The following is a 24,021-nucleotide window of genomic DNA, read 5'->3' as shown; positions in this document are numbered from 1 at the left end:
GAGGACACTATGTCGAAGTCGGTTCAACTCATCAAAGATCATGACGTTAAATGGATTGATCTGCGCTTCACGGACACCAAAGGCACTCAGCACCACGTGACCATGCCGGCTCGCGACGCGCTGGATGAAGCTTTCTTCGAAGAAGGCAAAATGTTCGACGGTTCCTCCATCGCTGGCTGGAAAGGCATTGAAGCTTCCGACATGATCCTGATGCCGGACGACAGCACTGCCGTACTGGACCCCTTCACCGAAGAGCCGACCCTGATCCTGGTGTGCGACGTGATCGAACCGTCGACCATGCAAGGCTACGACCGCGACCCGCGTGCGATCGCCAAGCGTGCCGAGGAATACCTGAAGTCGACCGGTATCGGTGACACCGTATTCGTGGGCCCAGAGCCAGAATTCTTCATCTTCGACCAAGTGAAGTTCAAGTCCGACATCTCCGGTTCCATGTTCAAGATCTACTCCGAACAAGGCTCCTGGATGTCCGACCAGGACGTGGAAGGCGGCAACCATGGCCACCGTCCAGGTATCAAGGGTGGTTACTTCCCAGTTCCGCCGTTCGACCACGACCACGAAATCCGTACCTCCATGTGCAACGCGATGGAAGACATGGGCCTGGTCATCGAAGTGCACCACCACGAAGTGGCCACTGCCGGTCAGAACGAAATCGGTGTGAAGTTCAACACCCTGGTTGCCAAGGCTGACGAAGTACAGACCCTGAAGTACTGCGTACACAACACTGCCGTTGCCTACGGCCGTACCGCTACCTTCATGCCTAAGCCTCTGTATGGCGATAACGGTTCGGGTATGCACGTTCACCTGTCCATCGCCAAAGATGGCAAGAACACCTTCGCTGGCGAAGGTTATGCCGGCCTGTCCGACACCGCCCTGTACTTCATCGGCGGTATCATCAAGCACGGTAAGGCCCTGAACGGCTTCACCAACCCGTCGACCAACTCCTACAAGCGTCTGGTCCCAGGTTTCGAAGCTCCGGTAATGCTGGCCTACTCGGCTCGCAATCGTTCCGCCTCGATCCGTATTCCTTACGTGTCCAGCCCGCGTGCTCGCCGTATCGAAGCCCGCTTCCCGGATCCAGCAGCCAACCCGTACCTGGCCTTCGCTGCCCTGGTAATGGCCGGCCTGGACGGTATCCAGAACAAGATCCACCCTGGCGATGCCGCCGACAAAAACTTGTACGACCTGCCGCCTGAAGAGGCCAAAGAGATCCCGCAAGTGTGTGGCAGCCTGAAAGAAGCCCTGGAAGAGCTGGACAAGGGCCGTGCGTTCCTGACCAAAGGCGGCGTGTTCAGCGACGACTTCATCGACGCTTACATCGGCCTGAAAAGCGAAGAAGAAATCAAAGTACGTACCTTCGTACACCCACTGGAATACGAGCTGTACTACAGCTGCTGATCCAGTAGCGCTGCTTAACGTGGCGCGATGAAAAAGACCTCCTTCGGGAGGTCTTTTTTTTGGCCCGCGATTGCGCCGCGCCAGGCATCTATTGTATTGACTGCTACTGCGCCATCGCGGGCAAGCCCCGCCCCCACAGGAGATCATCCTTGAAACGTCGACTTGTGTTCGCTCTGTTGTTCGTCAGTGCCAGTGCCAGTGCTGCGCCGCCCACCCTGGAGCCGCTGCTCAACAGCATCGCCGAACGCCTGGAGATTGCCGACCAGGTAGCCCTGAGCAAATGGGACAGTAAAAAGCCGGTGGAAGATAAAAAGCGCGAACAGGAGGTGATCGCCAGCCTTAGCGCCCAGGCGCCAACCTACATGCTGGACCCGGCCGCCGCCGAGCAGTTCTTTTCGGCGCAGATCGAGGCCAACAAGCTGGTGCAATACACTCATCTTTCCGACTGGCAGTTCCAAGGCAAGGCGCCGGACGACCCACGCCCGGACCTGATCAAACAGATTCGGCCGCAGCTGGATGAACTGCAAAAACGCCTGCTGCAACAGTTGGCCGACTTTACCCCGCAACGTGCCGACCCGCAGTGCCCCGCATGGCTTGCCACAGCCGTGCATGAGCCGCTGAACGATCCACTGCGCCAACTGGCAATGATCCGCGCCACCGCCGAGCTGTGCATCCACAAAGGTTAAACGTTGCAAACCCAGTCAACACTGCGGGAGCGGGCTTGCCCGCAAAAGCGGCTTGCCAGTCACCCATGCATCCACTGAAACACCGCTTTCGCGATCAAGCCCTTTCCCCCCGTTTGGATGGGGCGGATTCAGCTGCACCTTCAACGCCTTCCTGAACAACCTGCGCAAATCAGCACTATATTGGTGCAATGACTTGCACCCTTCCCACCTGCCCAGCCCATTTTGGTTCGAAACTTCCCGACCAAGCTGGCAGAACGCCACAGTTTCGCGCCTAAAACCTCCATTTCAAGGCTTGCGCGCTTCTTTTCGGAGCCTTGGTTTGGTTTTTGCATTTTCCTTGTATCAGCGTGTGCCTCAAGCCCGCGCGTTGCTCCAAAAGAGGTCCTGATGACCATCAGCGATGCACTGCACCGTTTGTTACTCGACAACCTGACCACCGCGACCATCCTGCTCAATGACGACCTGCGCCTTGAGTACATGAACCCGGCGGCGGAGATGCTGCTGGCCATCAGCGGTCAGCGCAGCCATGGGCAATTCATCAGCGAACTGTTCACCGAGTCGGCCGAAGCCTTGAGCTCATTGCGCCAGGCGGTGGAGCAGGCACACCCGTTCACCAAACGCGAAGCGATGCTCACCGCCCTCACCGGACAGACGCTGACCGTCGACTACGCCGTGACTCCGATCCTCAGCAACGGCGCCACCCTGCTGCTGCTGGAAGTGCACCCCCGCGACCGCCTGCTGCGCATCACCAAGGAAGAAGCGCAGTTGTCCAAACAGGAAACCAGCAAGATGCTGGTGCGCGGCCTGGCACATGAGATCAAGAACCCGCTTGGTGGTATTCGCGGCGCGGCGCAACTGCTGGCCCGCGAACTGCCGGACGAGAACCTCAAGGACTACACCAACGTCATCATCGAGGAGGCCGATCGCCTGCGTAACCTGGTGGATCGCATGCTCGGCTCCAACAAGCTGCCGTCCCTGGCGATGACCAACGTGCACGAGGTGCTCGAGCGCGTCTGCCATCTGGTAGAAGCCGAAAGCCAGGGCTGCATCACCTTGGTGCGTGACTACGATCCGAGCATTCCCGACGTATTGATCGACCGCGAACAGATGATCCAGGCGGTGCTCAATATCGTCCGCAACGCCATGCAGGCCATCAGCAGCCAGAACGAACTGCGCCTGGGCCGCATCAGCCTGCGCACCCGCGCCCTGCGCCAGTTCACCATCGGCCATGTGCGCCATCGCCTGGTGACCAAGGTCGAGATCATCGACAACGGCCCGGGTATTCCTGCGGAACTGCAGGAAACCATTTTCTTTCCCATGGTCAGCGGCCGCCCGGACGGTACCGGGCTGGGCCTGGCCATTACCCAGAACATCATCAGCCAGCACCAGGGTCTGATCGAATGTGAGAGCCATCCTGGCCACACCACCTTCTCGATCTTTCTGCCTCTGGAACAAGGAGCCCCATCGACATGAGCCGTAGTGAAACTGTCTGGATCGTCGATGACGACCGTTCTATCCGCTGGGTCCTCGAGAAAGCCTTGCAACAGGAAGGCATGACCACCCAGAGCTTCGACAGCGCCGACGGGGTAATGAGCCGGCTGGCGCGCCAGCAGCCTGACGTGATCATCTCCGACATCCGCATGCCCGGCGCCAGTGGCCTGGACTTGCTGGCGCGGATTCGCGAGCAGCACCCGCGCTTGCCGGTGATCATCATGACCGCGCACTCGGATCTGGACAGCGCTGTCGCGTCCTATCAGGGCGGAGCCTTTGAATACCTGCCCAAGCCGTTCGACGTGGATGAGGCGGTGGCATTGGTCAAGCGCGCCAACCAGCACGCCCAGGAACAACAGAACCAGGAAGCCCCACCGGCCCTGACCCGCACCCCGGAAATCATAGGCGAAGCGCCAGCGATGCAGGAAGTGTTTCGCGCCATCGGGCGCTTGAGCCATTCCAACATCACCGTGCTGATCAATGGCGAGTCCGGTACGGGTAAAGAACTGGTCGCCCACGCCCTGCATCGCCACAGCCCACGGGCGGCCTCGCCGTTTATCGCACTGAACATGGCAGCGATTCCCAAGGATCTGATGGAGTCCGAGCTGTTCGGCCATGAGAAAGGCGCCTTCACCGGTGCGGCCAACCTGCGTCGCGGCCGCTTTGAACAGGCGGACGGCGGCACCTTGTTCCTGGATGAAATCGGCGACATGCCGGCCGATACCCAGACCCGCTTGCTGCGGGTGCTGGCGGACGGCGAGTTCTACCGCGTGGGCGGGCACACACCGGTCAAGGTTGACGTGCGCATCATCGCGGCGACCCACCAGAACCTGGAAACCCTGGTGCATGCGGGCAAATTCCGTGAGGACTTGTTCCACCGCCTCAACGTGATCCGCATCCACATTCCGCGCATGTCGGATCGTCGTGAAGACATTCCTACCCTGGCCCGCCACTTCCTCAGCCGCGCCGCCCAGGAGCTGGCCGTCGAGCCGAAGCTGCTGAAAAGCGAGACCGAGGAATACCTGAAGAACCTGCCGTGGCCGGGTAACGTGCGCCAGCTGGAGAACACCTGCCGCTGGATCACCGTGATGGCGTCCGGGCGCGAAGTGCATATCAGCGATCTGCCACCGGAGCTGCTGAGCCTGCCGCAGGACTCTGCGCCTGTGACGAACTGGGAGCAGGCGTTGCGCCAATGGGCCGACCAGGCCCTGGCACGCGGCCAGTCGAGCTTGCTGGACAGTGCAGTGCCGGCTTTCGAGCGGATCATGATCGAGACTGCCTTGAAGCACACCGCTGGCCGCCGCCGCGACGCCGCCGTGTTGCTGGGTTGGGGGCGTAATACCCTGACGCGCAAGATCAAGGAGCTGGGGATGAAGGTCGATGGTGGGGATGATGATGAAGGCGATGAGGGCTGAATCTCAGACCCACTGAACTTGAATGTAGGCGCGGGCTTGCCCGCGATGGCGGTGTATCGGTCAACAGATGTATCGACTGGTCCGGCGCCTTCGCGGGCAAGCCCGCGCCCACGTTTGAATCGCCACAACGCTGCAGTCCTGTGCACCGCTTCAATGCACCATGAACTAGCATCGGGCATGGACCCAGCGCCTGAAACCCCGTCGGTGGTGAAATAAACCTGAACGCCCAAAACACCAAAGCCCCGTATTCCGGGGCTTTGCGCTTTCTGGGGAAAATTTTTTGGCACAACCTGGCGACTCTGGCACGCGCCCTGCAATAACCCTCGTACTACCCAGTTTCGGGGACCTTGGTACAGGCAGGCCGAGAATCCCCTCTTTACACCCGGGGTGCTTGATGCGAATCGCGTCGCGCTCCACACCGCTTTGGGGAACCTCGGTACAGGCAGGCCGGGGACTCCCTCTTTAACACCGAAGCCTTCAGGCTTCACCCCGTTTTGGGAGCCCTGGTACAGGCAGGCCGGGAACTCCCTTCTTTACACCCGGGGCTTATGTGGCACTGCGCCCATAGCCCCAGCCCGTTTTGGGGACCTTGGTACAGGCAGGCCGGGGCTTCCCTCTTTTATTGCTCCTGGAGATGGATCTCCAGCCGCCAGCGGCCATCGGCCTTCTCGCCCTTCCACTCCCCACGCAACGGCCGGGCCGCTACCAGGTTGAGCAGCAGGCCACCATCGGTCTTGCGCACGCGCCAGTTCACGTCCTTTTCATTGACCTTGAGTTGCCCACTGGCCGCCTTGCCTTGCGCGTCGAACAGCAGCGCCACGGTACCGTCGATATGCTCGCCGTGCAGCTTGGGCTCGCTGTTGAACCACACCACTACACCCTCCGCCGCTGTCTCGACCTGTTGCAGCTCGACCGGGTCCGGGGTGGTGAGGCGGCCGATCATCAGGCCCACCATCAAGCCAACGATTGCCAATGAGCCCATGACCCGTGGCATAAGCTTCGGCCTTGGGTCCTCTTCGGGGGTAGAATGCAGCGCATCTTTGCCTTCGGAGCCGTGCATGTTTCACGTCATCCTTTTTCAACCAGAAATTCCGCCGAATACCGGCAACGTTATCAGGCTGTGCGCCAACAGCGGCTGCCACCTGCATTTGATCGAGCCCCTGGGCTTCGACATGGACGACAAGCGCCTGCGCCGTGCCGGGCTGGACTACCACGAGTACGCCACGCTCAAGCGCCACGCTGACCTGGCCAGTTGCCTGGAAAGCCTGGGGCACCCACGGCTGTTCGCGTTCACCACCAAGGGTTCGCGGCCGTTCCATGATGCCAGCTTTGCCGAAGGCGACGCCTTCCTGTTCGGCCCGGAAAGCCGCGGGCTGCCAGCCGAGGTCCTCGACGCCCTGCCCGACGGCCACCGCCTGCGCCTGCCGATGCGCGAGGGTTGTCGCAGCCTGAACCTGTCCAACACCGTGGCCGTCGCGGTTTACGAAGGCTGGCGCCAGCTGGGTTTTAAATAACACTGCAAACAAATGTGGGAGCGGGCTTGCTCGCGAAAGCAGTGTGTCAGTCGACGAAGATATCGACTGAAGTACCGCATTCGCGAGCAAGCCCGCTCCCACATTTTTTACCGCGTCGACTTACTGAACCGTCGACGAACCTTCTTGTTGCATGCGCTGCAGCTCTTGGGCGTACAGGGCATCGAAGTTCACCGGAGCCAGCATCAGCGCAGGGAACGAGCCACGGGTGACCAGGCTGTCCAAGGTCTCACGGGCATATGGGAACAGGATGTTCGGGCAGAACGCACCCAAGGTGTGGCTCATGGAGGCTTCGTCCAGGCCCTGGATCAGGAAGATACCGGCCTGCTGCACTTCAGCGATGAAGGCCACTTCTTCGCCGTTCTTGACGGTAACGGACAGGGTCAGTACGACTTCGTGGAAGTCGCCTTCCAGTGCCTTCTGGCGAGTGTTCAGGTCCAGCGCAACGCTTGGGGTCCATTCCTGGCGGAAGATGGCCGGGCTTTTCGGCGCTTCGAACGACAGGTCACGCACGTAGATCCGCTGCAGCGAGAACTGTGGAGCTTGGGCTTCTGCTGCTTCGGTGTTCTGTTGGTCAGTCATCGCAGATCCTTCTTGATCTTGGGGTCTTTTAGGGTTTAGGAGTCAGACGAGCAGCAGCGCATCGAGTTTACCGGCGCGCTCCAGGGCGAACAGGTCGTCGCAACCACCGATGTGCCTGGCGCCGATCCAGATCTGCGGCACGGACGTGCGCCCCGCCTTCTGGGCCATTTCAGCACGCACCTGGGGTTTGCCGTCGACCTTGATTTCTTCGAAGGCAACGCCCTTTTTCTCCAGCAGGGCCTTGGCCCGCATGCAGTAGGGGCACCAATCGCTGGAATACACGACAACCTGGCTCATATCACTTCACCAGCGGCAGGTTATCGGCGCGCCAGCTGCTGATGCCACCGGACAGCTTGGCGGCGGTGAAGCCGGTCTTGAGCATTTCGCGGGCGTGGGTGCCGGCATGCTGGCCTTGGGCGTCGACCAGGATGATGGTCTTGGCCTTGTGCTTTTCCAGCTCGGCCAGGCGCGCGATCAGCTTGTCCTGCGGAATGTTCAGGGCACCGACGATATGGCCGGCAGCAAAATCCTTGGCCGGGCGGATGTCCACGACAACGGCCTCATCCTTGTTGACCAACGCGGTCAGCTCCGCCGTGCTCAGGCTGCGGCCACCGCGGCTCAATTCGTGAGCGATCAGCAGCGCCAGCAGGATGACGAAGGCACCCACGAGCAGGTAGTGGGCAGTGGCAAATGCAATCAGGTGATCAACCATCAAGGAGGTTCCAGGGCGTTAAAATGGCGGTAAGTATACACAGCCGTCAGGGGGGGCCAACCCCCGTAAAGCGGTGACGTGGTCGGAACTTCGCTTTAAACTGCCACTCCCTTTTCAATTGTCTTCCTTTATTACCGCCGCGAGAGGATCTATGACTACGACGCCTAAACCTTTGGTCCTGATAATTCTCGATGGCTTCGGACACAGTGAAAGCCACCACGACAACGCGGTATACGCGGCCAAGAAGCCCGTACTCGATCGCCTGACCGCCACCGTACCCAACGGCCTCATCTCTGGCTCGGGCATGGATGTGGGCCTGCCGGACGGCCAGATGGGCAATTCGGAAGTCGGCCACATGAACCTCGGCGCCGGACGAGTGGTATATCAAGACTTCACGCGAGTGACCAAAGCGATCCGCGATGGCGAGTTCTTCGAGAACCCGACCATATGCGCCGCGGTAGATAAAGCAGTGGCGGCTGGCAAGGCCGTGCACTTCATGGGCCTGCTGTCCGATGGCGGCGTCCACAGCCACCAGGACCACCTGGTCGCCATGGCCGAACTGGCCTTCAAGCGCGGCGCCGACAAGATCTACCTGCACGCCTTCCTCGACGGCCGTGACACGCCGCCTAAAAGCGCACAATCGTCCATCGAACTGCTCGACGCCACCTTCGCCGCCCTCGGCAAAGGCCGTATTGCCAGCCTGGTGGGCCGTTACTTCGCCATGGACCGCGACAACCGCTGGGACCGCGTCTCCCAGGCCTACAACCTGATCGTCGACGGCCAGGCCGAGTTCAACGCTGCCACCGCCCAGGAAGGCCTGGAAGCCGCCTACGCCCGCGGCGAGAGCGACGAATTCGTCAAGGCCACCACCATTGGTGAGCCGGTGAAGGTAGAAGACGGCGACGCCGTGGTGTTCATGAACTTCCGTGCCGACCGCGCACGCGAGCTGAGCCGTGTGTTTGTCGAAGACGGTTTCAAGGAATTCGAGCGCGCTCGCCAGCCGAAGGTGCAGTACGTGGGCCTGACCCAGTACGCCGCCAGCATCCCGGCCCCCGCCGCCTTTGCCGCCAGCAGCCTGGACAACGTGCTGGGCGACTACCTGGCCAAAAACGGCAAGACCCAGCTGCGCATCGCCGAAACCGAAAAGTATGCCCACGTGACCTTCTTCTTTTCCGGCGGCCGTGAAGAGCCGTTCCCGGGTGAAGAGCGCATCCTGATTCCATCGCCAAAGGTCGCCACCTACGACCTGCAGCCGGAAATGAGTGCACCGGAAGTCACCGACAAGATCGTCGACGCCATCGACAACCAGCGTTACGACGTGATCGTGGTCAACTACGCCAACGGCGACATGGTCGGCCATAGCGGCAACCTGGAGGCCGCGACCAAGGCCGTGGAATGCCTGGACCTGTGCGTCGGCCGCATCGTCGACGCCCTCGAGAAAGTCGGCGGCGAAGCGCTGATCACCGCCGACCACGGCAACTGCGAGCAAATGTCCGATGAATCCACCGGCCAGGCCCACACGGCCCACACCACCGAGCCGGTGCCGTTCATCTATGTCGGCAAACGCGACTTCAAGGTGCGTGAAGGTGGCGTGCTGGCGGATGTGGCGCCGACCATGCTGATGCTGATGGGAATGGAGAAGCCTGTGGAAATGACTGGCACTTCGATATTGGTTTAAGCCCTTAAACCAAGCGATTAAATCGCCTTAAACGGCTTTTTATGACGAACGCCTCAAAGCAGTTGGCCTTGAGGCGTTTTTTTTGCCGCGCTTGGCGGGCATACTAGGCCGTCCCTTTCCCTGGTGTCGCCCGCCTCTATGCTTCGCGCCTTGATTACCCTTGCTCTTGTCTGCCTGCTCCAACCGGCGTTTGCCGATGAGCGCGCACAAACCCAACAACAGTTGGACGCTACGCGTCAGGACATTACCGAGCTGAAAAAACTGCTCGGCAAGCTCCAGGAAGAGAAATCCGGGGTGCAGAAAGACCTGCGCGGTACGGAAACCGAAATGGGCAAGCTCGAGAAGCAAGTCCAGGAGCTGCAAAAAGAATTAAAGAAGAGCGAGTCGGAACTGGAGCGACTCGACGCTGAGAAAAAAAAACTCCAGAGCGCCCGCGTTGAACAGCAACGCCTGATCGCGATCCAGGCCCGCGCGGCCTACCAGAACGGCCGCCAGGAATACCTGAAGCTGCTGCTCAACCAGCAGAACCCAGAAAAATTCGCCCGCACCCTGACCTACTACGATTATCTGAGCAAGGCCCGGATGGAGCAGTTGAAAAGCTTCAACGAGACCTTGCGCCAGTTGGTCAACGTCGAACAGGAAATCGCCAACCAGCAATCTCAGTTGCAGGACCAGAAAAGCGCCCTGGATACCCAGCGCGACGAACTGGACAAGGTGCGCAAGGAGCGCCAGCTGGCCCTGGCCAAGCTCAATGACGATGTGAAGGCCCGCGACGCCAAGCTGCAAGCCCGCGAGCAGGACCAGGCCGACCTGGCCAAGGTGCTCAAGACCATCGAGGAAACCCTGGCCCGCCAGGCACGTGAGGCCGAGGAGGCGCGGCAGAAAGCACTGATCGCCCAGCAGGAAGCCGAAAAAAAGCGCCAGCGTGAGGCCGAGTTGGCTGCCACCTCGGACGCCCCTGCACCCCGTAAACCGGTGCGTGCAGCCCCTGGACCGCTGGTTTCCAGCGCCGGTGAGTCATTCGGTGGGCCTTTTGCTTCAGCGCGCGGCAAACTTCCATGGCCGGTTGATGGTCGACTACTGGCACGCTTTGGGGAAACCCGTGGCGATGACACCCGCGCCAAGTGGGATGGGGTGATGATCAGCGCCTCCGCTGGCAGCCAGGTCCATGCGGTGCATGGCGGGCGTGTGGTGTTTGCCGATTGGCTGCGCGGCGCCGGTTTGTTGGTCATTCTGGACCACGGTAATGGCTATTTGAGTCTTTACGGCCACAATCAGACTTTACTCAAGTCGGCAGGTGATGTTGTAAAAGCCGGTGAATCCATCTCCACTGTCGGTAACAGTGGTGGCCAGGACACTCCGGCGTTGTACTTCGCTATTCGTCAGCAGGGCCGCCCAAGCGACCCTGCACAATGGTGCAGAACCCAAGGATAAGGGTCGCATCTACATTAGGAGTTCGTTCGACATGCTGCATTTGTCCCGCCTCACTTCGCTGGCCCTGACGATCGCCCTGGTGATCGGCGCGCCTCTGGCATTCGCCGACCAGGCCGCACCGGCTGCACCCGCCGCCACGGCCGCGACCACCAAGGCGCCGTTGCCGCTGGACGAGCTGCGCACCTTTGCCGAGGTCATGGACCGGATCAAGGCCGCTTATGTCGAACCCGTAGACGACAAGACCCTGCTGGAAAATGCCATCAAGGGCATGCTCAGCAACCTCGACCCGCACTCCGCCTACCTGGGCCCGGAAGATTTCGCCGAGCTGCAGGAAAGCACCAGCGGTGAGTTCGGCGGCCTGGGCATTGAAGTCGGCGCCGAAGACGGCAACATCAAGGTGGTCTCGCCGATCGACGACACCCCGGCGTCCAAGGCCGGTATCCAGGCGGGTGACTTCATTGTGAAGATCAACGGCCAGCCGACCCGTGGCCAGACCATGACCGAAGCCGTCGACAAGATGCGCGGCAAGATCGGCCAGAAAATCACCCTGACGCTGGTACGCGACGGCGGCAACCCCTTCGACGTAACGCTGACCCGCGCCACCATCGTGGTCAAGAGCGTGAAGAGCCAGCTGCTGGAGTCCGGATACGGCTACATCCGCATTACCCAGTTCCAGGTCAAGACCGGCGACGAAGTGGCCAAGGCGCTGGCCAAGCTGCGCAAGGACAACGGCAAGAAACTCAGCGGCATCGTGCTCGACCTGCGTAACAACCCAGGCGGCGTGCTGCAGTCGGCGGTGGAAGTGGTCGACCACTTCATCACCAAGGGCCTCATCGTGTACACCAAGGGCCGTATCGCCAACTCCGAGCTGCGCTTCTCGGCCACCGGCAACGACCTGAGTGAAAACGTGCCCCTGGCCGTGCTGATCAACGGCGGCAGCGCCTCGGCGTCGGAGATCGTCGCCGGCGCCCTGCAAGACCAGAAGCGCGGCGTGCTGATGGGCACCACCAGCTTCGGCAAAGGCTCGGTGCAAACCGTACTGCCGCTGAACAACGAGCGCGCGCTGAAGATCACCACTGCGCTGTATTACACGCCGAACGGGCGCTCGATCCAGGCCCAGGGCATCGTGCCGGACATCGAGGTGCGCAAGGCCAAGATCACCAACGAGATCGACAGCGAGTACTACAAAGAGGCAGACCTGCAGGGTCACCTGGGCAATGGCAACGGCGGCGCCGACCAGCCAACCGGCAGTGGCAAGAAAGCCAAGCCGATGCCGCAGGATGATGACTACCAGCTGGCCCAGGCGCTTAGCCTGCTCAAGGGCTTGAGCATCACCCGCAGCCGTTGATATGCGTTTTGCCCTGATCATCGCTGTGCTGTGCAGCCTGGCAGGCGTCGCCCACGCGACACCTGCCGGCGAGTCCCACAAAGCCTACCTGACCCTCATCATCGACGACCTTGGGCAAAACCTGCCCAGGGATCGGCGCGTGCTCGCCCTGCCCGGGCCGGTCACCACGGCAATCATGCCCGACACGCCCCATGCTGCCGAATTCGCCCGCGAAGCGCACAAGGCTGGCAAGATCGTGATCCTGCACATGCCCATGGACCCGGCGACCGGGCCGTTCGCCTGGCACCCCGAGCTGCCCATCGAAGAACTCGGCAAGCGCCTCGACGCCGCGTTCCAGGCCGTGCCCTACACCGCCGGCATCAACAACCACATGGGCAGCCGCATGACCGCGCAACCGCAGGCCATGGCTTGGTTGATGGCCGAACTGCAACGGCGCAACAAGTTCTTTGTCGACAGCCGTACCAGCGCGCAGACCGTCGCCGCGGCCGAAGCGCAGAAGATCGGCTTGGCCAGTGTCTCGCGGGATGTGTTCCTCGATGACGAGCGCACTGAAGCGGCGATCACCACCCAACTGCAAACGGCGATCAAGCTGGCCCACAAGCAGGGCTCGGCGGTGATGATCGGCCATCCCTACCCGCAAACCCTGGCGGTGCTGGAGCGTGAGCTGCCCAAGCTCAAGGCCCAGGGCGTTGAATGGATCGACATCAAGTTGATGATCAGTGTGCGCAGCAATCGCGCCATGGCCGGTCACGGCAAAGACGGCACCTATCGCTAGATAATTACCACTCGCGCCCTTCCAAACTCCCGAATAGTGCCTGCATGCGTGGCGATAGCGCCACGTCACGACAGTGCACTTCTGGCATCGGGAAAACCTATGGAACCGCTTAAATACAAAGACCTGCTGATCAGCTTCACCACGGAATTCACCCAACTCTGGAATGACAAAGGCACTCGCGCCAGGCAGGCCGTGACCTTCTGGCGACCGAGCACCAGCGCCGACAACCTGACCCCGTTTTATTCCCTGGGCGACGTGGCGGTGGGTGACTATCAGAACATCAACCAGCACAAAATCGTCGCGGTGGTCAGCGAAGTGGACAAGGCCAACGGCACGGCACTGCGCATGCCCGATGACTTCGAGCTGGTCTGGAAGCACTCAGGGCCAAGGGTGCGTACCGCCTGTTCGGTCTGGCGGCCGATTGCACCCAACGGCTACGTGGCGATGGGCCTGGTGTGCGGTGTGGGCAATGACAAGCCGCCACGCAGCACCCTTCGGTGCATTCGCGAAGACCTCGTGGTCGCTTCCCAGCTCGATGCCCTGATCTGGAACGATAAAGGCAGCGGCGCCCACACCTCCTTCAGCGCCTGGACGGTCGCTCCTCCGCAGGCCTCTCCCGGAGAGGCGCTGCTGGCTCCCGGCACCTTTGCCGGGGCTCCCGCCTATTCGAAACCGGCCACACCCTTGACGGCTTACGCCCTGCGCACGGTGCTGGCACTGCACGTTTCCCCCTTGGCTCCCCAGCAGGCACACTGGCGCCCAGGGCCGGCGAGCGCACCCAGCACCTACGAGTTGCCGTGGTTTACGGTCAAGGACGCTGAACTGAGCCCCGTGGAGCAATTGCAACGCTCCCCGCTCTACAGGCTGGAGCGAACCGACCGGCATGCCTTATTCGCCAGCGAGCGCAACGAAACAGACAGCAGCAAGCTTGTCAGCTGGAACAGCCCAAGGGGTGAAAGCGGTGAGCATTCATCGCAACTCAAAACGGTGACCGGTATCGAGATGGTCAGTAGTTGGGCAGCGAGTATCCCAATGTCGCTGCTGAGCTTCTCTGCCAGGCTCGACGGCGAGTTCGCCCATGGCCTTTCCGCTCGCGGCTGGGGGAACCTGACGATGGCCGAGGTCATTGTGCATGTACCCGCCCACCAATATGTCGATGGCTACATCACCAGGAGCGACTACACGCTGTTGCGCAAGGATGGCAGCCAGTCGGGCCCCGAACTTGGCTACTACAGCGAGGTGAAACTGCACTTCCATGAGCCTGCCGAGCGCGCCTCCGCTGGCAGCGCCCTAGAGATAGCGCCCCATGATGTCGGCGATAACACCCTCGTCTCGTAGTTGATCCAGGGCGGCCTGCAGCTTGGCCACCAGCTCGTCCGGCACGTTCTTGTTCAGTGCCAGGTACAGCTCGGCACTGTTGAAGCGCAGCACGGTCTTGAGCCCGGTCACCCCGACCTGGCGCGCCAGGTAGCGGCCCGCCGGGTCGCCAGTGGCCCAAAGGTCGATCTGTCCCTCCATGAGCTTTTGCGCGTTGTCCTGGTCACGCAGCACCACCACCGGCTTGAGGCCCTGCTTCTCCAGGGTCTCGGCGATGGCATCGCCCTTATAGGCGCCGATCTTGTAGCGGCGGGCATGCTCAAGGTCGTTCAGTTGGATCTTGCTGTCAGCCTTGGCCAGCAAGACCCAGTCATCCGGGCCGATGGGGCCGACCCATTTGAACAGTGCTTCGCGGTCTGGCAGGCGGGCCATGACGAATACGCCATAGCCGGGTTTCTCCAGGGCGAGCTTGTAGATCCGCTCCCAAGGGAAACGCAGGGTAAGGTTGTAGGGGATGCCTGCACGCTTGAAGGTCTCGCGCACGATGTCCACGGCGATGCCTTCGATGTTCTCGTCCTTGGCGAAGTTCTTGCCGTTTTTCGCCATGTTGTAGGGCGGGAAGTTTTCCGTCAGCAACACCAGGGAGGCATCAGACGGTTCATCGGCGTGAGCCGGGCCAGCCAAAAGGAGGGAGGTACTGGCGAGAGCGAGCAGCAGGTGTTTGAACATGAAGGTTACCGGAATCCATGGCAAGCGCAGAGAGTGCCTCTGGCCTGCCATGGTGTCCAGCAGCGTTTAGCGAACGACGATACCGCGCGCTGCCATGTAGGCCTTGGCCTCGGGAACGGTGTATTCGCCAAAGTGGAAAATACTCGCCGCCAGTACCGCACTGGCGTGGCCTTCGATCACGCCGTCGGCCAGGTGCTGCAGGTTGCCGACGCCGCCGGAGGCGATCACCGGAATGCCCAGCGCGTCGCTGATGGCGCGGGTTACACCGAGGTCGAAGCCGTTTTTCATGCCGTCCTGATCCATGCTGGTCAGCAGGATCTCACCGGCGCCCAGGCCTTCCATCTTCATCGCCCACTCCACCGCGTCCAGGCCGGTCGGCTTGCGACCGCCGTGGGTGAAGATTTCCCAGCGCGGGGTTTCGCCCGGGCCAGAGACTTTCTTGGCGTCGATGGCGACCACGATGCACTGCGAGCCGAAATGCTGCGCGGCTTCGCCGACAAACTCCGGGTTGAACACCGCCGCCGTGTTGATCGAGACCTTGTCCGCGCCGGCGTTGAGCAGGTTGCGGATGTCTTGCACGGTGCGTACCCCCCCACCCACGGTCAGCGGGATGAAGACCTGGCTGGCCATGCGCTCGACGGTATGCAGCGTGGTGTCACGGCCGTCGACGCTGGCGGTGATGTCGAGGAAGGTAATCTCGTCGGCACCTTGCTCATCGTAGCGACGGGCGATTTCCACCGGGTCACCGGCATCACGGATGTTCTCGAACTTGACGCCCTTGACCACACGACCGTTGTCGACGTCCAGGCAAGGGATGATGCGTTTGGCCAGCGCCATGGTCAGTCCTCAGCCGTTGTAGGCATCGCAGTAAGCCTGGGCTTCGGCAACGTCCAGGGTACCTTCGTAGATCGCACGACCGGTGATGGCGCCGATGATGCCAGGGGCCTTGGCGTCCAGCAGCGACTTGATGTCGCCCAGGTTGTGGATACCACCGGAGGCGATCACCGGAATCTTCGTGGCCGCAGCCAGCGCAGCGGTGAATGGCACGTTGCAGCCTTGCATCATGCCGTCTTTGGCGATGTCGGTATAAACAATGGCGCTGACGCCGTCGGCTTCGAACTGCTTGGCGAGGTCGATCACTTGCACGGTGCTGATTTCGGCCCAACCGTCAGTGGCGACGAAACCGTCCTTGGCATCCAGGCCCACGATCACTTTGCCAGGGAACGCGCGGCAGGCTTCGGCGACGAAGGCCGGGTCTTTCACGGCCTTGGTGCCGATGATCACATAGCTTACGCCGGCCTTGACGTAGTGCTCGATGGTTTCCAGTGAGCGGATACCGCCGCCGATCTGGATCGGCAGGTTCGGGTAGCGCTTGGCGATCGCGGTCACCACTTCGCCGTTGACCGGCTGGCCTTCGAAGGCACCGTTCAAGTCCACCAGATGCAGACGACGGCAGCCCCCTTCCACCCATTTGGCAGCCATGCTCACCGGGTCATCGGAGAACACAGTGGAGTCTTCCATGCGGCCTTGGCGCAGGCGTACACAAGCGCCGTCCTTGAGATCGATAGCGGGGATAATCAGCATCTGGCAAACCTTATTCGATATTCAGCAATGCTTGGGAAATCAGGGTTTCTCAAGCGACCACAGGTCGCTTTCGATGCTTTCGAACCTTTCTTTAAGGAGCGTCTGCGTGTCGAAAATCGCCCTGTTGTAATAGTGCGGAGCAACTTCGGTGGTGAACAGTTCGAGAATCTCGGCGACCTCGAACGACCCCAGCTTGAGCTCGAAGCGGTCTTCCATGAAGCGTTTGATCTTGAGGGTAGCCTCACTCTCCTGCTCGGGCGTGAGGTTCAAGATCGGCGGCTTCGGCTTCCTGGCCATTTACCAGCGCCCGTCCCATGCGGCGAAGTTCTGCAGCAATTGCAGGCCGTGGGTATGGCTCTTCTCCGGGTGGAACTGCACGGCAAACCGCGAACCTTCGGCCAGCGCGGCGGCAAAATCAACGCCGTAGTGCCCGCCACCTACCACCTGGCCCGGTTTACCGGCGGCAATGTAGTAGCTGTGCACGAAGTAGAAACGCGCCATGTCCGGCACTTCGTGCCACAGCGGGTGATCCACGGTCTGGCGGACTTCGTTCCAGCCCATGTGCGGGACTTTCAGGTGATCGCCGTCTTCGTGAAGGTCCTTGCCGAAGAACTTCACCTTGCCAGGGAACAGGCCGATGCAGTCGACGCCGTCGTTTTCTTCACTGCTGTCGAGCAAGGCTTGCATGCCCACGCAGATGCCGAGGAACGGGCGGTCCTGGCTGACTTCGCGTACCAGGCTGTCGAAGCCCAGTCGGCGGATCTCGGCCATGCAGTCGCGAATCGCGCCAACGCCCGGAAACACCACCCGGTCGGCTTCGCGAATCACGTTGGCATCGCTGGTGATCAGCACCTTGCCGGCACCTACGTGTTCGAGGGCCTTGGCCACCGAGTGCAGGTTACCCATGCCGTAATCGATAACCGCGACCGTCTGCATTACAGGACGCCCTTGGTCGACGGCATTTGCCCGGCCATGCGCTCATCAAGCTCTACAGCCATGCGCAGGGCGCGGCCGAATGCCTTGAACACGGTTTCGATCTGGTGGTGGGTGTTGGTGCCGCGCAGGTTGTCGATGTGCAGGCTGACAAGTGCGTGGTTGACGAAACCCTGGAAGAATTCCTGGAACAGGTCGACATCGAAGCCACCGACGGTGGCGCGGGTGTAAGGCACGTGCATCTGCAGGCCTGGTCGGCCGGAGAAGTCGATGACCACGCGCGACAGCGCTTCGTCCAGCGGCACATAGGCGTGGCCATAGCGACGGATGCCTTTTTTGTCGCCGATGGCCTTGGCGAATGCCTGGCCCAACGTGATACCGACGTCTTCCACCGTGTGGTGGTCGTCGATATGCAGGTCGCCCTTGCTGACGATATCCAGGTCGATCAGCCCGTGACGGGCGATCTGGTCCAGCATGTGCTCAAGAAAAGGTACACCGATATCAAATCGGGCCTTTCCGGTGCCATCCAGGTTGATCGAGGCTTTGATCTGGGTTTCCAGAGTGTCGCGCTCGACGGACGCCTTACGTTCGGCCATCACCAGCTCCGCAAAATCATTGGGCGAAAAAGGCAGCCATTATAGGGGCGCGGGCGCTAAACAGAAACATCGGAGGGGATAAGACTGACGAGTTGAAGCGAGGAATGTCGGGGATAGACATGTGTGTACAACCCCCGACCGGCACAACATGGCCATGCAGGAGCCGGCAAGCCAGCCCCTGCAAGCATTGCATCAGTGGAACAGTACCGCGGTTTTCTGCAGGGTCACCCACACACCCCACGCCAACGGAATACCCACTACCAGCCACGCTGCGATGGCCAGTGGCACGGTGCCGGAGGCTGCTTTCCACTCCAGGGAAGTGGTGGCATCAGCCCCTTTGTCATGGCCCAGCGCCTGCTCGGCGGCCAGTTCGGCGTCGGTCATGAAGTACTTGTCAGCCACCGGGCGAACCAGCAGGTTGCAAACGAAACCCAATACCAGCAGGCCAGCGAGGATGTACAACGTGATGTCGTAGGCGGCAGCACGTTCAACGCCGATGCTCAGCTGATATTCACGCAGGTAGTTCACCAGTACCGGGCCCAGCACGCCCGCGGCGGCCCAGGCGGTCAGCAGGCGACCGTGGATCGCGCCGACCATCTGGGTGCCGAACAGGTCGGCCAGGTAGGCCGGGACGGTCGCAAAACCACCGCCGTACATCGACAGGATGACGCAGAACGCCGCTACAAACAGCGCCACGTTGCCCAGGTGCCCCAGGTTCGGGATCAGCGCGTACAGGGCAAAGCCCAGGGCGAAGAACACGAAGTAGGTGTTTTTACGACCCAGGTAGTCGGAGAACGATGCCCAGAAGAAGCGACCACCGATGTTGAACAGGCTCAACAAGCCGGTAAAACCTGCAGCAATAGCTGCGATAGAAGCCAGTTGGCCGGCGTCCAGTTGACCGAACGGCACGTCAACACCCAGCAATTTGCCGCCGAAGACTTCCTGCAACAGTGGCGAAGCCATGCCCAGGATGCCGATACCGGCAGACACGTTCAGGCACAGCACCAGCCATACCAGGCGGAATTGCGGGGTCTTCCATGCCACATTCACATGGACGTGACGGTGGGTGATCATCGCGTTACTGGCTTTTTTCGCCGGGGCAGTCCAGCCCTCAGGCTTCCAGCCGGTCGGCGGAACGCGGTACAGCAAAGCGCCGCCGATCATGAACACAAAGTAGATCGCCGCCATCACCACGAAGCTCTGCCATACACCCACGCTGGTTGGCGTGGCGAAGTGGCCCATCAGCGCTGCGGCCAGGGGTGCACCCACCATCGCGCCGCCGCCAAAGCCCATGATCGCCATGCCGGTGGCCATGCCGCGTTTGTCCGGGAACCACTTGATCAGGGTTGACACAGGCGAGATATAGCCCAGGCCAAGGCCGATACCGCCGATGACCCCGGAACCGATCCACATCAGCCAGATCTGGTGGGTATAGATACCCAACGCCGAGATCAGCAGGCCGCCGCACCAGCACAGCGCCGAAACAACGCCAGCCTTGCGCGGGCCCGCATGCTCCAGCCAGCCACCCCAGATCGCTGCCGAGCAGCCCAGGAAGATGAAGAACAGCGTGTAGATCCAGCCCAGCATGGAGATGGGCCAATCGCATTGGGACGAGAAAATTTGGGCGATGAAGCCCATGTCCGGCGCGCAGGCGAGCGGTTTGGTGATACCCAGCGCCTTGGACAATGGCAGCCAGAACACCGAGAAGCCATAAGCCATGCCGATGCACAGGTGGATGGCCAGGGCGGCCGGCGGAACGAGCCAGCGGTTGAAGCCGGGCTTGGCGATAATGCGCTCCTTGGACAGGAACGCAGGCTGTGCGGCAGTTGAACCCGCCGCAGTGCTAGTGCTCATTGGTGTTTCCCCCAGTTGTTAGTATGTGTCCGTCAGGCGCTCTCTCCCTCAGCCTTGCACGCAAAGCGTTGGCCGTTGTTGTTGAGTAAAGCTCCATTTAAGCGCGACGTTGTGTCGCAGAAGGCAGACGAACCTGCGCAGATTAGCACCTGTGGATGACAGAAAAACCAAACTGATATCACCTTTTTCAGGAAATCTGTTTTGTTTGACGTCAAAAACCCGTTTTCCGCCTCTGGATACAATGTAACGATCGGAGCACTGACGCAGGCCATCGGGCGTTATACTCTGCGGCTAAATTTTGAAATCGACATACAAGGACTCGCCCATGAAAGCGTTCGGCAAAATCCTGGGTCTGGTACTTCTCGGGCTGTTGCTGATCATTGTGGCTCTGGGCTTTGCCCTGACCCACCTCTTCGATCCCAACGACTATAAAGATGAGATTCGCCAGATTGCCCGCGACAAGGCCCACATCGAGCTGACGCTCAACGGCGATATCGGCTGGAGCCTGTTCCCCTGGCTCGGCCTTGAACTGCACGAAGCCAGCGTGGCGACCCTGACCGCCCCGACCCAGCCTTTCGCCGACCTGCAGATGCTCGGCCTGTCTGTACGTGTGCTGCCGCTGCTGCGCCGTGAAGTGCAGATGAGCGACGTGCGTGTCGAAGGCTTGAACCTGCGTCTCAACCGTGACAAGCAAGGCCATGGCAACTGGGAAGACATTGGCAAGAACGTGACCGAAGCGAGCGCCACCAGCCCTGCTTCGGTCGAGCAACCTGCCGAATCCGAACCGGAAAAGCCGGCAAAACCCATCCGCCTGGACATCGACAGCCTGACCATCAACAACGCCCGCGTTGAATACAACGATGAGCAGACCGGCAAACAGTTCAGCGCCGAAAGCATTCAACTGAGTGCCGGTGCCGTGCACGAAGGCGCCAGCATCCCGGTGAAACTCACCGCCTTCTTCGGCAGCAACCAGCCGGTGATGCGCGTCAAGACCGAGCTCAACGGCAACCTGCGCATCCAGCGTGCGCTCAAGCGTTATCAGCTTGAAGACATGAAGATCACTGGCGAAGCCACGGGCGAGCCGCTGCAGGGCAAGACCGTGACATTCTCCACCCAGGGCCAACTGCTGGTGGACCAGGCGGCCAATATCGCCGAATGGACCAACATGAAGCTCTCGGCCAACCAGTTGCGCGCCCTGGGCGAACTGAAGGTCAACGACCTGGACAAGACCCCGCAGCTCAGCGGCGCCCTCTCCATTGCCCAGTTTGACCTGGCCAAGTTCCTCGACAGCGTCGGCCACCCGTTGCCGCCGATGGCCGACGGCAGCCTGAGCAAGGTCGAGCTGGTCAGCCGCCTCAAGGGCACGCCGAGCAGCATGGCGCTGGAAGACCTGAACCTGAAACTCGACGGCAGCACCTTCACCGGTCGCGTCGCCGTGGAGGATTTCGCCAAGCAATCCCTGCGCGTCCAGCTCAAGGGCGACACCTTCAACGCCGATAACTACCTGCCGGCCAAGTCCGAATCCGCCAAGGGTGCAGCCGCCGCACGCCAGGCCGAAGTGCAGAACAGCGAAGCCGGCGCGATGGCCGCCGGCGGCACCACGCCGTTGCCCGACGCCCCGACCAAGGGTGCCTGGAGCACTGACAAACTGCTGCCATTGACCCGCCTGCGCACGCTGGATGTGGACGCCGACCTTGCGTTTGGCCAACTGACCTTGAGCAAGCTACCGATCCAGAATGCCGCACTCAAGGCGTCCGGACTCGACGGCCAGTTCAAGCTCGACACCCTGAGCGGCGGTCTCTACAACGGCACCTTCCAAGCCAACGGCACCCTTGATGTGCGCCAGGACATTCCCGTGCTGGCACTGCAGAGCCGGATCAAGCAGGTGCCGGTCGAGCGCATCCTGCAAGCCCAGGGGCAAAACCCACCGGTGAAGGGCCAGATCACCCTCGACAGCAACCTCACGGGGCGCGGCAATAGCCAGAAGGCCCTCATCGACAGCCTCAACGGTACCGCCAGCTTTGTGATCAACAACGGCGTGCTGCTCAATGCGAACCTTGAGCAGCAACTGTGCACCGGCATTGCCCTGCTCAACCGCAAAACACTGAGCAGTACGCCGCAAGGCAAGGACACGCCGTTCCAGGAGCTGAAGGGTAACCTGACCTTCCGTAACGGTGTCGCCACCAACCCTGACCTGAAAGTGCGCATCCCGGGCCTGACGGTCAATGGCAACGGCGACGTCGACCTGCGCGTACTGGGCATGGACTACCGCGTGGGCATCATCGTCGAAGGCGACCAGCGCGCAACGCCAGACCCGGCCTGCCAGGTGGGCTCCAACTTCCAGGGCATCGAAGTGCCGCTGCGCTGCCGTGGCCCATTGGAACTGGGCGCCAAGGCGTGCCGCCTCGACAAGGATGGGCTCGGCCAGGTCGCGATCAAAGCGGCTGGCAACCGCCTCAACGAGAAGCTGGAAGAGAAACTCGACAAGGTTAATCCGCAACTGAAAGACGCATTGAAGGGCTTGTTCAAGCGATGAGAAGCGAGCAGTTTTCAACGGCGGTGCTGGACTGGTACGACCGCCACGGTCGCCATGACTTGCCCTGGCAACAGGGCATCACGCCGTATCGGGTGTGGGTCTCGGAGATCATGCTGCAACAGACCCAGGTGAGCACCGTGCTCAATTACTTCGACCGTTTCATGGCGTCGCTGCCAACGGTCGAGGCCTTGGCCGCCGCGCCGGAAGACGAAGTGCTGCACCTGTGGACCGGCCTGGGTTACTACACTCGGGCGCGTAACCTGCAAAAGACCGCGAAGATTATCGTGGCCGAGTACGGCGGCGAGTTTCCCAAGGATGTCGAGAAGCTCACCGAGCTGCCTGGCATCGGCCTCTCCACCGCAGGTGCGATTGCCAGCCTGAGCATGGGCTTGCGTGCACCGATCCTCGACGGCAACGTCAAGCGCGTACTCGCGCGCTTTACCGCGCAGGAGGGCTACCCCGGCGAGCCCAAGGTCGCCAAGCAGCTGTGGGCCACCGCAGAACGCTTCACCCCCCATGACCGCGTCAACGCCTACACCCAGGCGATGATGGACATGGGCGCCACCCTCTGCACCCGCAGCAAACCCAGCTGCCTGCTGTGCCCGCTGGAAAAAGGCTGCGAAGCGCACATGCTCGGCCTGGAGACACGCTACCCGATCCCCAAGCCGCGCAAGACCATCCCGCAAAAGCACACGCTGATGCCGCTGCTGGCCAATGCCGAGGGCGCGATCCTGCTTTACCGCCGTCCTTCCACGGGCCTGTGGGGCGGCCTGTGGAGCTTGCCGGAGCTGGATGACCTGCAGGACCTCGAGCACCTGGCCAACCAGCACGCGCTGGAACTGGGCAAGCAACAGGAACTACCGGGATTGATCCACACCTTCAGCCACTTCCAGCTCGCCATCGAACCCTGGCTGGTCCAGGTCGAGGAATCCGCCCATCACGTGGCCGAGGCCGACTGGCTCTGGTATAACCTCGCCACCCCGCCGCGCCTGGGCCTTGCAGCCCCGGTGAAAAAACTGCTGAAGCGCGCGGCCGACGTATTGAATGCAGGAGTGTCGTCATGACCCGCACCGTAATGTGCCGCAAGTACAAAGAAGAATTGCCAGGCCTGGAACGCCCTCCGTACCCGGGCGCCAAGGGCCAGGACATTTTCGAACATATTTCTGCCCAGGCCTGGGGCGACTGGCTGAAACACCAGACGCTGCTGATCAACGAAAAACGCTTGAACATGATGAACGCCGAAGATCGTAAATACCTGGCGGGCGAGATGGACAAGTTCTTTTCCGGCGAGGAATACGCCAAGGCCGACGGCTACGTGCCGCCTGCTCAATAATTGATCAAAAACCGGGGTCGGCACGTAAGCGACGGTAATAATTAAATATTTTTTGAAAACTTGCTTGACG

The 24,021-nt window shown here is 61.2% G+C and carries 24 protein-coding genes; 13 read left to right on the top strand and 11 right to left on the bottom strand.

Going from position 1 to position 24,021, the window contains the following annotated elements; translation table 11 throughout:
- Positions 1–9: 9 nt before the first annotated feature.
- From glnA to ntrC, 4 genes are all read left to right on the top strand, one after another.
- Positions 10–1,416 carry a type I glutamate--ammonia ligase gene (glnA, locus tag ATH90_RS01820; protein WP_016979133.1) on the top strand — a complete coding sequence of 469 codons (1,407 nt, stop codon included), beginning with the start codon at positions 10–12 and terminating at the stop codon, positions 1,414–1,416.
- 149 nt (positions 1,417–1,565) lie between these two features.
- Positions 1,566–2,102 carry a chorismate mutase gene (locus tag ATH90_RS01815; protein WP_098465600.1) on the top strand — a complete coding sequence of 179 codons (537 nt, stop codon included), beginning with the start codon at positions 1,566–1,568 and terminating at the stop codon, positions 2,100–2,102.
- A gap of 387 nt (positions 2,103–2,489) precedes the next feature.
- A complete protein-coding gene (glnL, locus tag ATH90_RS01810; protein WP_032890142.1) occupies positions 2,490–3,575 on the top strand; it encodes a nitrogen regulation protein NR(II) in 1,086 nt (361 codons plus the stop codon).
- Positions 3,572–5,008: a nitrogen regulation protein NR(I) gene (gene ntrC / locus ATH90_RS01805; protein ID WP_069021257.1), complete on the top strand. Its 1,437-nt coding sequence runs from the start codon at positions 3,572–3,574 to the stop codon at positions 5,006–5,008. The genes glnL and ntrC overlap by 4 nt, the downstream gene beginning before the upstream one ends.
- A gap of 619 nt (positions 5,009–5,627) precedes the next feature.
- Here the strand turns inward: ntrC and ATH90_RS01795 are convergent.
- On the bottom strand, positions 5,628–6,068 hold the full coding sequence (locus ATH90_RS01795; RefSeq protein WP_034108763.1) for a hypothetical protein: 441 nt from the start codon (positions 6,066–6,068) through the stop codon (positions 5,628–5,630).
- On the opposite strand from ATH90_RS01795, the gene ATH90_RS01790 reads away from it, so the two are divergent.
- Positions 6,067–6,522 (top strand): tRNA (cytidine(34)-2'-O)-methyltransferase, encoded by a 456-nt coding sequence (locus tag ATH90_RS01790; RefSeq protein ID WP_003171120.1) that lies wholly within the window; start codon positions 6,067–6,069, stop codon positions 6,520–6,522. The genes ATH90_RS01795 and ATH90_RS01790 overlap by 2 nt on opposite strands.
- A 120-nt stretch (positions 6,523–6,642) precedes the next feature.
- Here ATH90_RS01790 and secB read toward each other — a convergent pair whose 3' ends face one another.
- The 3 genes from secB to ATH90_RS01775 are packed head-to-tail and all read right to left on the bottom strand — an operon-like array spanning position 6,643 to position 7,834.
- Positions 6,643–7,122, bottom strand: coding sequence for a protein-export chaperone SecB (gene secB / locus ATH90_RS01785; RefSeq protein ID WP_010213875.1), 480 nt, complete (start codon positions 7,120–7,122; stop codon positions 6,643–6,645).
- A 42-nt stretch (positions 7,123–7,164) separates the two neighbouring features.
- On the bottom strand, positions 7,165–7,419 hold the full coding sequence (grxC, locus tag ATH90_RS01780) for a glutaredoxin 3 (RefSeq protein ID WP_033896917.1): 255 nt from the start codon (positions 7,417–7,419) through the stop codon (positions 7,165–7,167).
- 1 nt (position 7,420) lies between these two features.
- Positions 7,421–7,834, bottom strand: a complete 414-nt coding sequence (locus ATH90_RS01775) for a rhodanese-like domain-containing protein (protein ID WP_034108758.1) — start codon at positions 7,832–7,834, stop codon at positions 7,421–7,423.
- 151 nt (positions 7,835–7,985) lie between these two features.
- On the opposite strand from ATH90_RS01775, the gene gpmI reads away from it, so the two are divergent.
- The 5 genes from gpmI (at position 7,986) to ATH90_RS01750 (ending at position 14,407) form a co-directional block, all read left to right on the top strand.
- Positions 7,986–9,512 (top strand): 2,3-bisphosphoglycerate-independent phosphoglycerate mutase, encoded by a 1,527-nt coding sequence (gene gpmI, locus ATH90_RS01770; RefSeq protein WP_034108756.1) that lies wholly within the window; start codon positions 7,986–7,988, stop codon positions 9,510–9,512.
- 138 nt (positions 9,513–9,650) lie between these two features.
- The gene (locus ATH90_RS01765; protein ID WP_098465599.1) at positions 9,651–10,946 is read left to right on the top strand and encodes a murein hydrolase activator EnvC family protein; all 1,296 of its coding nucleotides are present in this window, start codon (positions 9,651–9,653) and stop codon (positions 10,944–10,946) included.
- Positions 10,947–10,977: 31 nt separating this feature from the next.
- Complete coding sequence (locus tag ATH90_RS01760; protein WP_012721751.1) at positions 10,978–12,294, top strand: S41 family peptidase; 1,317 nt, start codon at positions 10,978–10,980, stop codon at positions 12,292–12,294.
- 1 nt (position 12,295) lies between these two features.
- A complete protein-coding gene (locus tag ATH90_RS01755; protein WP_098465598.1) occupies positions 12,296–13,069 on the top strand; it encodes a divergent polysaccharide deacetylase family protein in 774 nt (257 codons plus the stop codon).
- A 99-nt stretch (positions 13,070–13,168) separates the two neighbouring features.
- Positions 13,169–14,407 carry a Vps62-related protein gene (locus ATH90_RS01750; RefSeq protein ID WP_098465597.1) on the top strand — a complete coding sequence of 413 codons (1,239 nt, stop codon included), beginning with the start codon at positions 13,169–13,171 and terminating at the stop codon, positions 14,405–14,407.
- Here ATH90_RS01750 and ATH90_RS01745 read toward each other — a convergent pair.
- From ATH90_RS01745 to ATH90_RS29690, 7 genes are all read right to left on the bottom strand, one after another.
- A complete protein-coding gene (locus ATH90_RS01745; protein WP_098465596.1) occupies positions 14,360–15,115 on the bottom strand; it encodes a substrate-binding periplasmic protein in 756 nt (251 codons plus the stop codon). The genes ATH90_RS01750 and ATH90_RS01745 overlap by 48 nt on opposite strands.
- Before the next feature lie 66 nt (positions 15,116–15,181).
- Positions 15,182–15,952, bottom strand: coding sequence for an imidazole glycerol phosphate synthase subunit HisF (hisF, locus tag ATH90_RS01740; RefSeq protein ID WP_003171107.1), 771 nt, complete (start codon positions 15,950–15,952; stop codon positions 15,182–15,184).
- Positions 15,953–15,961: 9 nt separating this feature from the next.
- Positions 15,962–16,699 carry a 1-(5-phosphoribosyl)-5-[(5-phosphoribosylamino)methylideneamino]imidazole-4-carboxamide isomerase gene (hisA, locus tag ATH90_RS01735; protein ID WP_003187784.1) on the bottom strand — a complete coding sequence of 246 codons (738 nt, stop codon included), beginning with the start codon at positions 16,697–16,699 and terminating at the stop codon, positions 15,962–15,964.
- A 39-nt stretch (positions 16,700–16,738) separates the two neighbouring features.
- Positions 16,739–16,996: a DUF2164 domain-containing protein gene (locus ATH90_RS01730; RefSeq protein ID WP_028615366.1), complete on the bottom strand. Its 258-nt coding sequence runs from the start codon at positions 16,994–16,996 to the stop codon at positions 16,739–16,741.
- On the bottom strand, positions 16,997–17,635 hold the full coding sequence (gene hisH, locus ATH90_RS01725) for an imidazole glycerol phosphate synthase subunit HisH (RefSeq protein ID WP_069021238.1): 639 nt from the start codon (positions 17,633–17,635) through the stop codon (positions 16,997–16,999). It abuts the gene before it with no gap.
- Positions 17,635–18,228 (bottom strand): imidazoleglycerol-phosphate dehydratase HisB, encoded by a 594-nt coding sequence (gene hisB, locus ATH90_RS01720; protein ID WP_017849940.1) that lies wholly within the window; start codon positions 18,226–18,228, stop codon positions 17,635–17,637. Before hisB ends, hisH begins: the two co-directional genes overlap by 1 nt.
- 192 nt (positions 18,229–18,420) lie before the next feature.
- A complete protein-coding gene (locus tag ATH90_RS29690; protein WP_034108745.1) occupies positions 18,421–20,082 on the bottom strand; it encodes an OFA family MFS transporter in 1,662 nt (553 codons plus the stop codon).
- 325 nt (positions 20,083–20,407) lie between these two features.
- Here ATH90_RS29690 and ATH90_RS01710 point away from each other — a divergent pair, with 325 nt between their 5' ends.
- The 3 genes from ATH90_RS01710 to ATH90_RS01700 are packed head-to-tail and all read left to right on the top strand — an operon-like array spanning position 20,408 to position 23,951.
- Entirely contained in the window at positions 20,408–22,618 is a 2,211-nt protein-coding gene (locus ATH90_RS01710) for an AsmA family protein (RefSeq protein ID WP_098465595.1), read from the top strand.
- A complete protein-coding gene (gene mutY, locus ATH90_RS01705; RefSeq protein WP_098465594.1) occupies positions 22,615–23,682 on the top strand; it encodes an A/G-specific adenine glycosylase in 1,068 nt (355 codons plus the stop codon). Before ATH90_RS01710 ends, mutY begins: the two co-directional genes overlap by 4 nt.
- Complete coding sequence (locus tag ATH90_RS01700) at positions 23,679–23,951, top strand: oxidative damage protection protein (protein WP_025859455.1); 273 nt, start codon at positions 23,679–23,681, stop codon at positions 23,949–23,951. The genes mutY and ATH90_RS01700 overlap by 4 nt, the downstream gene beginning before the upstream one ends.
- Positions 23,952–24,021: the final 70 nt, after the last annotated feature.

The sequence above is a fragment of the Pseudomonas lurida genome (assembly GCF_002563895.1).
GTDB classification, from domain to species: Bacteria; Pseudomonadota; Gammaproteobacteria; order Pseudomonadales; family Pseudomonadaceae; genus Aquipseudomonas; species Aquipseudomonas lurida.
Note: the sequence above shows the minus strand (reverse complement) of the source record. Positions and strands in the feature narration are given on the sequence as shown.

Bases quoted from the DNA above. Each gene is read 5' to 3' on its own strand.
- glnA (WP_016979133.1), top strand. From the start codon at position 10: ATGTCGAAGTCGGTTCAACTCATCAAAGATCATGACGTTAAATGGATT.
- glnL (WP_032890142.1), top strand. From the start codon at position 2,490: ATGACCATCAGCGATGCACTGCACCGTTTGTTACTCGACAACCTGACC.
- ntrC (WP_069021257.1), top strand. From the start codon at position 3,572: ATGAGCCGTAGTGAAACTGTCTGGATCGTCGATGACGACCGTTCTATC.
- ATH90_RS01790 (WP_003171120.1), top strand. From the start codon at position 6,067: ATGTTTCACGTCATCCTTTTTCAACCAGAAATTCCGCCGAATACCGGC.
- ATH90_RS01795 (WP_034108763.1), bottom strand. From the start codon at position 6,068: ATGCACGGCTCCGAAGGCAAAGATGCGCTGCATTCTACCCCCGAAGAG.
- secB (WP_010213875.1), bottom strand. From the start codon at position 7,122: ATGACTGACCAACAGAACACCGAAGCAGCAGAAGCCCAAGCTCCACAG.
- grxC (WP_033896917.1), bottom strand. From the start codon at position 7,419: ATGAGCCAGGTTGTCGTGTATTCCAGCGATTGGTGCCCCTACTGCATG.
- ATH90_RS01775 (WP_034108758.1), bottom strand. From the start codon at position 7,834: ATGGTTGATCACCTGATTGCATTTGCCACTGCCCACTACCTGCTCGTG.
- gpmI (WP_034108756.1), top strand. From the start codon at position 7,986: ATGACTACGACGCCTAAACCTTTGGTCCTGATAATTCTCGATGGCTTC.
- ATH90_RS01765 (WP_098465599.1), top strand. From the start codon at position 9,651: ATGCTTCGCGCCTTGATTACCCTTGCTCTTGTCTGCCTGCTCCAACCG.
- ATH90_RS01760 (WP_012721751.1), top strand. From the start codon at position 10,978: ATGCTGCATTTGTCCCGCCTCACTTCGCTGGCCCTGACGATCGCCCTG.
- ATH90_RS01755 (WP_098465598.1), top strand. From the start codon at position 12,296: ATGCGTTTTGCCCTGATCATCGCTGTGCTGTGCAGCCTGGCAGGCGTC.
- ATH90_RS01750 (WP_098465597.1), top strand. From the start codon at position 13,169: ATGGAACCGCTTAAATACAAAGACCTGCTGATCAGCTTCACCACGGAA.
- ATH90_RS01745 (WP_098465596.1), bottom strand. From the start codon at position 15,115: ATGTTCAAACACCTGCTGCTCGCTCTCGCCAGTACCTCCCTCCTTTTG.
- hisF (WP_003171107.1), bottom strand. From the start codon at position 15,952: ATGGCGCTGGCCAAACGCATCATCCCTTGCCTGGACGTCGACAACGGT.
- hisA (WP_003187784.1), bottom strand. From the start codon at position 16,699: ATGCTGATTATCCCCGCTATCGATCTCAAGGACGGCGCTTGTGTACGC.
- ATH90_RS01730 (WP_028615366.1), bottom strand. From the start codon at position 16,996: ATGGCCAGGAAGCCGAAGCCGCCGATCTTGAACCTCACGCCCGAGCAG.
- hisH (WP_069021238.1), bottom strand. From the start codon at position 17,635: ATGCAGACGGTCGCGGTTATCGATTACGGCATGGGTAACCTGCACTCG.
- hisB (WP_017849940.1), bottom strand. From the start codon at position 18,228: ATGGCCGAACGTAAGGCGTCCGTCGAGCGCGACACTCTGGAAACCCAG.
- ATH90_RS29690 (WP_034108745.1), bottom strand. From the start codon at position 20,082: ATGAGCACTAGCACTGCGGCGGGTTCAACTGCCGCACAGCCTGCGTTC.
- ATH90_RS01710 (WP_098465595.1), top strand. From the start codon at position 20,408: ATGAAAGCGTTCGGCAAAATCCTGGGTCTGGTACTTCTCGGGCTGTTG.
- mutY (WP_098465594.1), top strand. From the start codon at position 22,615: ATGAGAAGCGAGCAGTTTTCAACGGCGGTGCTGGACTGGTACGACCGC.
- ATH90_RS01700 (WP_025859455.1), top strand. From the start codon at position 23,679: ATGACCCGCACCGTAATGTGCCGCAAGTACAAAGAAGAATTGCCAGGC.